Genomic DNA, 10,526 nt, shown 5'->3' on the forward strand with positions numbered 1-10,526 from the left:
TTAATAGTAGCACTCATACCATTAATAGTGTGCACTGTACAACTAAGTGTAAATGAATATACATCAAAGTTTAATCAAAATAGATGGTTAAATCATGCAGATAAGCGGGTATATATGGTAGATGATCTATTACAAAAATATAAATTAATAGGGAAATCAAATGAAGAAATTATACAATTGTTAGGAGCTCCAACGGAAACGAGAAGTGGGGAAGAAGGAGTTACCACTTTGTATTATCTTGGGACTGAACGTGGCTTTATTCCAATAGATAGCGAACAGCTTGTTTTCCAATTTGATAGAGATGGAAAAGTCATGGAATATACGGTGCATAAAGATTAAAGAAACGTAGAGGGAAGCTATATGTTATAGCTTCTTTTTTATTTTTCAATATGTCACGGAAGGGGGAGAAGGTTTTTGAGTGGAATAAGGAATGAAAGCGGAGGTGATGCATATATATAGATGCATTGGGTGATTATTAGTCCGATTGGTGAGGGGTAATAATTAATAAGTACGGACAAAAACCCCACTCATTAAAGTTTCACTTTATCATATTGTATAAATGAAAAGGAGGTAAGACGGTGAAAGCAATCCCGACTGATGTCCTGAGTAAAGAATTGATGGAAAGAGAAGGAGTTATCTCTATTACAGTAAAGGAATTTGAAAAGATAGAAGTAGCTGGAGTGGTGGTCGCTGGTCCAGCAGTTATTTTGATTAATCAAGATTAAGTACATATCATTGAAATAAAAAGCATCCATCTAGGATGCTTTTTATTTGTATGTAAGGATAAATATGATGGATAATTGTGTTACTGGAGGGAAAGTCTGTGGCAATTATTATAACAATGTTAGTAATGGGTATTTTATTAGGATTTGTTGGAGCTGGAGGAGCTGGGTTTATTATCGCGATACTCACTTTAGTATTCCATATTCCTATTCATGTTGCTCTTGCAACATCTTTAACTGCAATGGCATTTACGACATTATCAGGTGTTGTCAGTCATTACCGTGAAGGCAATGTTGCATTTATTATAGGCGGGATTGTTGGAGGATTTGGCGCAATTGGCTCTTATATTGGTTCTAAATTTGGTTCACTTATACCAGCACATCTTCTTCATTGGTTTACAGCTGGGATGTTATTTTTATCGGCAATTTTTATGTTTATTAAATTAATTATGTTCCAAAACAAAGAACAGTCATCTTTATATAAGCATAAAGAGTTTTCCATGAACTACTTGTTGAAATGTATATGCCTTGGATTAGTTACTGGAATGATGGCTGGTTCATTTGGGATTGGTTCTGCACCGTTTATTCAGCTTGGATTAATGGTTCTATTGAGACTAACGATTCAGCAATCTGTAGGGACAACAATGCTTGTTATATTACCGATTGCAATTGGAGGCGGGCTAGGATATAGTTCGGAAGGATATTTAGATTATATATTGTTATTGCAAGTATTGATTGGGACCATGTTAGGGGCATACATTGGCGCGAAGTTTACAAATTATGCACCGCGAACGCTTTTGAGGTTTTCGATGATTATGACACCGGTTTTAGCTGGGTGTATGCTATTGATGGAATAAAGTGAAATTATAATCAGTAGGGGGTTACTGCTTACAAATAGCGAGATAAAATTAATATAGCAAACTATTAATATATTTTACGAATGAATTATATAGGTAATTCATATTTCCCATATAAAAGGATTTGCTTTAATATTATGAGTGTAAAGTTCGAGTATTCGAAGTACTACTTGAATTATATCCCTATCCCTTTTCTAAAAATGCGAACAAGTTTTGCCCTATTCTATTCAATATTTAATTGTATAGAAATATATTGTTCGATGACCATTATGGAACGTACATAATGGAAAAATCCCGATCCTTAAAGAGGATGCCCCTAATCTTCATGTGAAAATATGATCGGATATGAAAGCTGACCAATTTATGGTCAGCTTTCTTTTTGTTCGAAAATTATTTCTTCTTTAATTTCTGTTTGCAATAATACAGTTTTTCCGAAGCGACGTTTGCATTCCGCGCGCACTTTTTCAAGGGCTAGTAGCTGAGTAGTGGCGGGAACTGTGACAATAGCTTGGCGAGGTTTTCGATTTTCTTCACAAAAGACACATTCCACAACATAATTAGAAATCATATTTTCATCCTTCCAGTTTTAATTTCTAAGAAGGGATTGTCTATGAAGTTGATGTAACTTTTCGTCATTGTTTTATTATTTTCCTCTTTTTTCAAGGGGAAAATAATAAAGAAGGCGAATTTTAGTAGGGGAGGGATGTTTATGGAGAGATGGATAGGTAGTGCAGCGGTATGTGTAAATGAAAGAAAGGAAGTTTTAATGGTACTGCAGGGCAAAGAGGGAGAAGAAAAAAGGTGGTCTGTCCCAAGTGGAGGACTTGAAAAGGGGGAGACACTAGAAGAATGTTGTATTAGGGAAGTTTGGGAAGAAACAGGTTACAATGTGGAAGTTGTAAATAAAATATATGAAAAAGAGGGTATTACATACGGTGTTCCAGTGTATGTCCATTATTATTTTGTTAAACAAATAGGCGGTAATATGAAAATCCAAGATCCTGATGAGTTAATACATGAAATTGCTTGGAAAGGGATACATGAAGTTGAACAATTGTGTTTAGCTTTTCCAGAGGATTATGAATTGCTGTGCCAATATATAGATAAAGAAGCAAGTATGTAAATACTTGCTTCTTTAATGTATCCAAGACAAGAAAAGCGGAACGATAACTAAACTAGCGCCTGCTGTTAAAAGCATAGATAAACTTGCAATTGTTCCTTCCACAGGACCGATTTCGAATGCTTTTGATGTACCGGTTCCATTTGCGCTTGTTCCTAACATAATACCTTTTGCGATTGCTGTTTTAATACGGCAAATACGTATGAGAGAAGGACCGAGCAATGCTCCTGTTAAGGCAGTTAAAACGACAAATACAGCAGTTAATTGTGACATGCCACCAATCATTTCTGAAATAGCCATTGCGATTGGTGTTGTTACGATATGTGGCGCTAAACTATGTTCTAGTGATGAATCAATTTGAAAATAATTTGCTAGTAGTGCTGAAGTAATGACTGATAAAAACGAACCGACAATGACATTAAGTAAGATAGCCATTCCATGTTTCTTTAATAAATCAAAGTATTTATAGATTGGCCATGCAAAAGCAACTGTTGCGGGTTTTAATAATTCAGTTAACCAATGACCACCAGATTCATATGTTTCATAAGGTGTATCTAATCCGAGCAATAAAGCAATTAAAATAATGGGACAGACGAGAAGAGGAGAAAGTAGACTCCAATTCCAGCGTTGATACATTTTTTTTGATAGCCAATATGTGAATAGTGTTAATAGTAAACAAAGAAATCCGATCATTGCGTTGATCCTTTCCGCTTTAGTAGCAATTCTGTTAAAAGTCCTGTAACTAAGGTAACGCAAAGAGTGCTAATCATAATAATTAAAATGAGATCGATTCCATATTGTGTTAGTGTATCTCTGTAACGTATGACAGCGACTGCAGAAGGGATGAAAAATAAAATAAGTTCTTTTAATAAAAAATCTGCTCCGTCCTGTATCCATTCTTTTTTAACTAGGTTAAATTTTAATGAAATTAATAATAAGAAAATACCGATTATACTTCCTGGAACTGGGAGGTGTGCCTGTTTTGCAATCCATTCACCTGTCCAAGCGAAACAAAATAGTAATAAAATTTGTCCGCTTAACTTCCACCATTTCATACAGTAACCACCTCTTTCTTTTGTTACATAAAAATTGTAAAAAAGAATTAACAATTTCTACTATACGTTCATTCAAAATATTTGTCTAATATATAAATTGTATGTTATTAATATATAAGACATATTAATCGAAAGTGAAAAGGGTGTCCAAAAATGGAATTACGGCATTTGCAATATTTTGTTGTTGTGGCAGAAGAGTTACACTTTGGACGGGCGGCTGCTCGTTTACAAATGACACAACCACCACTTAGTCAACAAATACAGCAATTAGAAAAAGAAATGGGAGTTACATTATTTTCAAGAACGAAAAGAAAGGTTGAACTAACAGAAGCAGGAGAAATGTTTTTAAAAGAAGTAAAAAAAGCGTTTGAACAAATTGAAAAAGCAGTAGAAGTTGCACAAAGTGCGCAAAGGGGAGAAGTAGGATCACTTTCAATTGGTTTTGTAGGTGCGGCGATATATGATATTTTACCATCAATTGTTAGGGAATATAGAAAGAAATTTCCGAGAGTGTCTGTTGCATTACATGAATTGTCAACACCAGATCAAGTTCATGCACTTCATGATAACCGTATCGATATTGGCTTTTTACGTCCACCAATTCCAACGCAATTATTAGAATTAGAGCCAATTCAAAGGTTATCTTGCACTTTGTGTTTACCAAAGGCACATCCACTTGCAGAGAAAGATGAAATACATATAGAAGATTTACGAGATGAGCCGTTTGTATTTATTACGAGACCAGTATGGCCAGCTTTGTATGATACAATTTTATCTCTTTGTAGAGAAGTTGGATTTAGTCCACGTATTGTACAAGAAGCAACAGAGTATCAAACAGTTATGGGGCTTGTAGCAGCAGGGATTGGAATTACAGTAATACCCGTGTCGGCAAATAAGTTATATAAAACAGAAGTTGTATATAAAGAGTTATATGATTCTAATTTCGTTGCAGAAATGTCAGTGGCTTACAAAAAAATGAATAGTAATCCAGAGCTGCTAGAGTTTTTAAAAATTGCAAGAGAGAAGAAAAGAATAGAAGTAGAAGATGAGTAATAGTAGTAACAGAAAATGGATTTGATTCAAATCCATAAAAGTACACCTTATTAAACAATAAAGCGGAAATGCAACTTAAGTTGCATTTCCGCTTTATTGTTCTTTTTTTAGCTCGATACTAAATAGATAAACGTGTTCATTTTCTTTTAAGAGTAAATCAATACCCTTTTCTTCGTCAATTGTAGGGGCGCTTACAGTTTCTTTACTGGTTTGGATTACAGCAGCTAAAGTTGTTTTTTGATTGTATTTTAAATTTTTTATAGATTGGATTGTAGTAGTTGCAGAGCTATTTACGCTTGGTGGCGCTTCTTCAGGAACAAGTGTTGAACCACCTTCAATATTCAGATACCACTGCCTTTTTTCTTGTATATCTTTATCAAATTGGAAATGTGGTGGTAAAAAAGAAAGCTTTACTTTCTTTTTTGAAAAATGTGAGGTAGCTATATTAGCAATTTCTTTTGTTTTCTTACCATTGTTATAATAATCAATTGTAGCATTTATTTCATCTTTATCATTTTTAAGTGTAACGTTATAAAATATGCTATTTCCTTCTTGAAAAGGAGTCATTTGTAAAATAGAAGCTTGCTCTTTTGTTAATTTGTATGGCTCAACAATGGCAACTTCATTGTTTTTTATTTGGCTACAACTTGTGAGTAATAATAAACACAAGATTGATAGTAATTTTATACGCATGCAACCTCCTCCTTTTTACAATTATATTCTAAATGTGATTTTTTATCATTTCGTTTTCTAGGACTAAAGACTTAGAAGAAATTCCGATTGTAGTGCGATGTTTAAAATGTCATATTTTTATACACTAGTAGTATAGAATGCGTATGTAATAAGGTAGGGGAAGAATTTTATGTCTTTATGTCGGTTAGCGAGAAAAAATATTATAACATTTGCCACCAAAAGGATGAAGCAATTTATGTGGATTGCTATGAGTACTATGATTTTGTTTTTTATGATATCGTTACAATTTAATGAAGGAGCTATTTTGAAAGTAGGGAATGCATTTGTATTTCAAATGTACTTTTACACACTTTTTATTGTACTAATTTTCATATGTATTTTTACTACATATAAAATGATGTACTCCCTTTTGCATGTGAGGAGGGAGGAGTTTATATCTTATGTAGAAGAAAATATGAAAAGAAAAGAGGTACTATGTGTATTATGTCAGGAGCAATTATTCATTTATGGAGCAGCATTTGTTTTTGGATTAATTAATGGGATGCTATTTTTGAAATTATTCACGGTTATCTTTATGAAAGTCGCAGGGATACAAGGAATAAATAGTGCGCCAATTACAATATATGCAGTTGTAATTATTAGTGTAATTATGATGACTGTCGTTTTAATATCGATGATGCAATGTTATCGATTTGTTCGAAATTTAAAAGATGGAAATTCGTTGCGGTTTAAAGAAAGGGCATGAGAAATCATGCTTTTTTCTATTTTACACATAAAAATAATCATGTTACAGTGAAAAGACCTGACAAAGAATGGGAAGGAAAGGTTGTATAGAATGACAAATGAACAATCAATTGTAAAAGTCGATCGGTTAACGAAGCAAATCGGATCAAAGATACTTGTACAAAATATTAGTTTTGAAGTGAAAAAAGGCGAGGTTGTCGGTTTACTCGGACCAAACGGTGCTGGAAAAACGACTTTAATGAGAATGATGGTTGGTATGATCCGTATGACAGAAGGTGAAGTATGGATTGATGGTCAATCTGTGAAACAGCAATTCGAAAAAACAGCTGCGAAAATTGGAGCGGTAATTGAGACACCTGAATTTTATCCTTTTTTGAGCGGCTATGAAAATTTAACATATTTCGGACGAATGAATGGTAATGTGACCGAAGAACGCATCGATGAAGTAGTGAAATTGTTAGGGATGGGACAAGTAATTGATCGTAAAGTAAAAGCGTATTCACTCGGCATGAGACAACGTTTAGGAATCGCTCAGGCACTTATTCACGATCCAGACGTGTTGATACTAGATGAACCGACAAATGGATTAGACCCTAGTGGAATACATGAAATGAGAATGTACATAAAAAAAATTGCACATGAACAAGGAAAAGCTGTACTTGTATCAAGTCACTTACTTTCAGAAGTTGAATTAATGTGTGACAGAGTTATCATTATTCAGCACGGGGAATATGTGGCTACGCAAAATATTCAGCATAGCCAAAGCGAAGAGATGGAGACGATCCGTATACGTGTAGATGATGCGAATAAAGCAGCAGAAATATTAGGGCATGATGTTTTAGTAAAAGATAATGAATTACTTATTAATGTAAAAGATGAAGAAATCCCAAATGTTATTCGTACATTGCTTGAGAAAAATATTCAAGTGTATCGTGTATATGAAGAAAGAAAAACGTTAGAAGAGCAATTTTTAGAATTAACAGGGGGAAAAGATATTGTTTAATTTAGTATATAACGAACTGTATAAAATATTTAAGCGGAAGCGAACGATTATTCCATTTGCAGTTATTGCAGTATTAATAATCGGATTAGGATGGGTTACGGTAAAGTATTTTGAACCGGAAACAAAAGGATGGAAAGTAGATTATACAGAACGAACTGTAGAAATTGAGAAAAAGCTTGGCATGAAAAAAGAAGCTATTTTAGCAGAAAAATCAGGGGATGAGCTTGTAAAAGAATACCAGCTTAAGATGAAGCATTTAGATACGGATACAGCACCGGCAAGCAGTTCTCCACTTTCTTTCATGAGAGATACAGGTTTTATCGTATTTCCAATTTTGCTCCCATTTATCCTCGTGTATGCAAGTACAATTTTTGCGAATGAATATAGCTGGGGAACATATAAATTTTTAACGATACGACCAGCGAGTCGCTTTAAAATTTTAACAGCAAAATTTTTAGCAATTGTTATATTTGCAGCTTTATTATTTATATTTAATATGATCTTCTCCGCTTTATGTGGACTTGTTATTTATAAATTCCAACAGCCTGCATGGAGTGAGTTTATTTTCCAAGATGGAAATATAATAAAACAAAACATTTTTGTAGAAGCAAGTAAATATTATGTTTTATCGTGGTTACCAACGGTTGTGTACGCATCGTTTGCATTTATGATTTCTGTGTTAACAAGATCTAGTGGAGGTGCAATTGGTATTTCACTATTCCTTGCTTTATCAGGCAATATTGCGCTATTAGCAGCCACTAGATATAACTGGGCGAAATATTTATTGCCAGCAAACACAGATTTATATAGTATTTCAAAGAATGGAAGTTTTATTGATGGAGTAACATTCCCGTTTGCATCATGTATGTTGTTACTTTATTTGTTCGTATTTTTATGTATTTCATATACTGTGTTTTTAAAACGTGATTTAACTTAATAAGAAAAGCCGTTCAGGGTGCTGAGATGCACTTTGAACGGCTTTTTTTATGAGAATTGTTTAAGTGCTCTTTCGGCTAGTAAAGCAAAGTATTCTGCACTTATAGGCAGTGCCTCTTCATTAATTGTAAAAGCAGGATGATGCCATTCATGTGTACCGCTCGTTCCCATAAAGACGAATGAACCTGGTATTTCCTGTTGGTAAAATGAGAAATCTTCTCCAGCCATTGACGGACTAGGCGAGATGATATTAAGATTCATCTTTGTGGCAACTTGAGTAGATAAGTCTGTAAGAGCTTTATCGTTGTGAACAGCAGGAGGACCTGAATAAAAACGGAATTTCGTTTTTACACCTAATGCATCAGATACACCTTTAATAATACGCTCCATGAGTGCTGGAATCTTTTCACGTGTTTCAGCTTGGAATGTGCGAATCGTTCCTTCTAACGTAGCTTTTTCAGGAATCACGTTCCACGTATTTCCTGCATGAATATTTGTAACACTAACAACTGCATTATGAGATGAACTTATATTTCGGCTTACAATTGTTTGCAGTGCCATCACAATTTGAGAGGATGCGACAATAGGATCTACTCCAGCATCTGGTACAGCCGCGTGTGTACCAACTCCGTGAATTTCAATTTCAAATCGATCAACTCCGGCCATCAGTGGACCATCTTTAATGCCAATTGTACCTATTGGTAAATCAGGTTTATTATGCATGCCGAAAATCGCTTGCACATTACGTAAATGTCCAGCATCAATAACTTTGCAAGCGCCATTACTACTTTCTTCAGCTGGTTGGAATATGAAGCGAACCGTTCCATTTAGGGAAGATTCTCTTTCTTTTAATAAGAAAGCAGTACCTAAAATAGCAGCTGTATGAAAATCGTGTCCACAAGCATGCATTTTCCCTCGTACTTTAGATGCATAGGACAAATGTGTTTCTTCTTGAATAGGAAGGGCATCAATATCAGCACGAACTGCTACAATTGGTCCGTTTTTATTACCAGACACTTCAGCGATAATTCCTGTTTCTAAATTGGAATCAATGATAGTAATGTTTTTTTCTTCTAACCAATTTTTTATTGCTTTTGTTGTTTCGAACTCTTCATATGATAGTTCTGGATACTCATGTAAATGTCGACGGATGGAAATAAGTTTTTCTTTTAGTTGATTTGAAATAGATACCATGTAGTATGCCTTCTTTCTTCAGCAAAATATTTATCATAAGTATACAACAATAAAAGAGAGGATTCTCAAATGAAAATCCTCTCTCGTTTATCCCATAAAAGCCCGATTGGTTCAACCAATTAAAGTTTCACTTTATGCTGCGACTTTTTTATGCGTATGATGTTTACGATAACGTCCACGCATTGCGTATGCAATTTGCGGGATTGCAATCCCAATTAATATAAGTGATACACCGAACCATTGTGAAGATAGTACAGCCTCTTTTAAAACGAATACTGACATAATTGTTGTAACTGGTAGTTCCGCTGCACCAAGAATAGTCGCTAAGCCAGAACCGATTTTTGGAATCCCGATTGTAAAGGCAATAGATGGAATAACGATACTAAATGTTCCTAATCCTAAACCGTATTTCCAAAGACCTTGAGAAATGGCACCATTAAAAATAAATGTTGGTGGGAATACAATCATGACTAAAGTTAAAGCACCAGTCATTAAGAGAACACCGCGCGGTAATGAAGGTACTTCAACAGCAACTTTTCCGCTTACGAAAATGTATGTTGCGAATGTAACAGCAGATAATAAACCTAAAATGACCCCAGTCGTATCGAAAGCACCTACTGATTGTTCAAGTAAACCACTTGATAAAAATGTCCCTACAAGTAAGAAAATAACAGAAATAACTTTTTCTCTTGAAGGTAATGTTTTTGTTGCGACTGCTTCAATGATAATTCCGACCCAAACGAATTGGAATAAAAGAATAATTGCAATAGAAGCTGGTACAGTTTTTAATGAAGCATAATAAAAAATTCCGGTAAAACTTGCAGATGTTCCTGCAACGAATAAAAGTAATGCTTGCTTTAAAGGAACGCGATGTCTAGAAAATAGAAGTGTAATAGCAAGCAAAATAATCCAACCGAACAAATATTGGCTGCCAATTACCTCTCCAAGTGAAAATCCTTCTGCATATGCAAGCTTAACAAAAATAGCTAAAATTCCATAACTACACGCTCCTGATAAAACTAAAAGAGAATAACGAAGCATGAAAAATTCCTCCCATCTATATGAAGTTGTTCCGTATCGAAAATATATAACTAGAGGGAAGTATACAAAATTAGAAATAAAGGGTCAAATGAAAGAAAAGTATGACAT

Annotated in this window: 14 protein-coding genes; 8 read left to right on the forward strand and 6 right to left on the reverse strand. The window is 34.4% G+C overall.

Annotated features, from left to right (window positions below):
* The 3 genes from ABWK52_RS20015 to ABWK52_RS20025 form a co-directional block, all read left to right on the forward strand.
* The coding region (locus tag ABWK52_RS20015; RefSeq protein ID WP_353772096.1) for a hypothetical protein at positions 1-339 on the forward strand (339 nt) is incomplete at its 5' end.
* A 239-nt stretch (positions 340-578) separates the two neighbouring features.
* Positions 579-725: a BC1881 family protein gene (locus ABWK52_RS20020; RefSeq protein WP_000644411.1), complete on the forward strand. Its 147-nt coding sequence runs from the start codon at positions 579-581 to the stop codon at positions 723-725.
* Between the two features lie 98 nt (positions 726-823).
* Positions 824-1,579 carry a sulfite exporter TauE/SafE family protein gene (locus ABWK52_RS20025; RefSeq protein WP_000974655.1) on the forward strand — a complete coding sequence of 252 codons (756 nt, stop codon included), beginning with the start codon at positions 824-826 and terminating at the stop codon, positions 1,577-1,579.
* Positions 1,580-1,946: 367 nt separating this feature from the next.
* Here the strand turns inward: ABWK52_RS20025 and ABWK52_RS20030 are convergent, their stop codons facing one another.
* On the reverse strand, positions 1,947-2,147 hold the full coding sequence (locus ABWK52_RS20030; protein WP_000625226.1) for a DUF3903 domain-containing protein: 201 nt from the start codon (positions 2,145-2,147) through the stop codon (positions 1,947-1,949).
* 141 nt (positions 2,148-2,288) lie between these two features.
* Between ABWK52_RS20030 and ABWK52_RS20035 the strand changes: the two genes are divergently transcribed.
* Positions 2,289-2,702 carry an NUDIX hydrolase gene (locus tag ABWK52_RS20035; protein WP_000442977.1) on the forward strand — a complete coding sequence of 138 codons (414 nt, stop codon included), beginning with the start codon at positions 2,289-2,291 and terminating at the stop codon, positions 2,700-2,702.
* Positions 2,703-2,714: 12 nt separating this feature from the next.
* Here ABWK52_RS20035 and ABWK52_RS20040 read toward each other — a convergent pair whose 3' ends face one another.
* Positions 2,715-3,392 carry an LrgB family protein gene (locus ABWK52_RS20040; protein WP_000578965.1) on the reverse strand — a complete coding sequence of 226 codons (678 nt, stop codon included), beginning with the start codon at positions 3,390-3,392 and terminating at the stop codon, positions 2,715-2,717.
* Complete coding sequence (locus ABWK52_RS20045; protein ID WP_000872365.1) at positions 3,389-3,754, reverse strand: CidA/LrgA family holin-like protein; 366 nt, start codon at positions 3,752-3,754, stop codon at positions 3,389-3,391. Before ABWK52_RS20045 ends, ABWK52_RS20040 begins: the two co-directional genes overlap by 4 nt.
* A gap of 153 nt (positions 3,755-3,907) precedes the next feature.
* Here ABWK52_RS20045 and alsR point away from each other — a divergent pair, with 153 nt between their 5' ends.
* Entirely contained in the window at positions 3,908-4,807 is a 900-nt protein-coding gene (alsR, locus tag ABWK52_RS20050; protein ID WP_000423234.1) for an acetoin biosynthesis transcriptional regulator AlsR, read from the forward strand.
* A gap of 93 nt (positions 4,808-4,900) precedes the next feature.
* Here the strand turns inward: alsR and ABWK52_RS20055 are convergent, their stop codons facing one another.
* Positions 4,901-5,500 carry a histidine kinase gene (locus ABWK52_RS20055; protein WP_098542262.1) on the reverse strand — a complete coding sequence of 200 codons (600 nt, stop codon included), beginning with the start codon at positions 5,498-5,500 and terminating at the stop codon, positions 4,901-4,903.
* A 169-nt stretch (positions 5,501-5,669) separates the two neighbouring features.
* Here ABWK52_RS20055 and ABWK52_RS20060 point away from each other — a divergent pair, with 169 nt between their 5' ends.
* From ABWK52_RS20060 to ABWK52_RS20070, 3 genes are all read left to right on the forward strand, one after another.
* Positions 5,670-6,245: a hypothetical protein gene (locus ABWK52_RS20060; RefSeq protein WP_000050601.1), complete on the forward strand. Its 576-nt coding sequence runs from the start codon at positions 5,670-5,672 to the stop codon at positions 6,243-6,245.
* Positions 6,246-6,335: 90 nt separating this feature from the next.
* The gene (locus tag ABWK52_RS20065; RefSeq protein ID WP_000180616.1) at positions 6,336-7,247 is read left to right on the forward strand and encodes an ABC transporter ATP-binding protein; all 912 of its coding nucleotides are present in this window, start codon (positions 6,336-6,338) and stop codon (positions 7,245-7,247) included.
* Positions 7,240-8,184, forward strand: coding sequence for an ABC transporter permease (locus ABWK52_RS20070; protein WP_000482759.1), 945 nt, complete (start codon positions 7,240-7,242; stop codon positions 8,182-8,184). The genes ABWK52_RS20065 and ABWK52_RS20070 overlap by 8 nt, the downstream gene beginning before the upstream one ends.
* 47 nt (positions 8,185-8,231) lie before the next feature.
* Here the strand turns inward: ABWK52_RS20070 and ABWK52_RS20075 are convergent, their stop codons facing one another.
* Together ABWK52_RS20075 and ABWK52_RS20080 are read right to left on the reverse strand one after the other, a co-directional pair.
* The gene (locus ABWK52_RS20075) at positions 8,232-9,377 is read right to left on the reverse strand and encodes a M20 peptidase aminoacylase family protein (protein WP_000253669.1); all 1,146 of its coding nucleotides are present in this window, start codon (positions 9,375-9,377) and stop codon (positions 8,232-8,234) included.
* 132 nt (positions 9,378-9,509) lie between these two features.
* Positions 9,510-10,418: an EamA family transporter gene (locus ABWK52_RS20080; RefSeq protein ID WP_006927404.1), complete on the reverse strand. Its 909-nt coding sequence runs from the start codon at positions 10,416-10,418 to the stop codon at positions 9,510-9,512.
* Positions 10,419-10,526: the final 108 nt, after the last annotated feature.

This window comes from Bacillus sp. AP50, assembly GCF_040492675.1.
GTDB lineage: Bacteria > Bacillota > Bacilli > Bacillales > Bacillaceae_G > Bacillus_A > Bacillus_A cereus.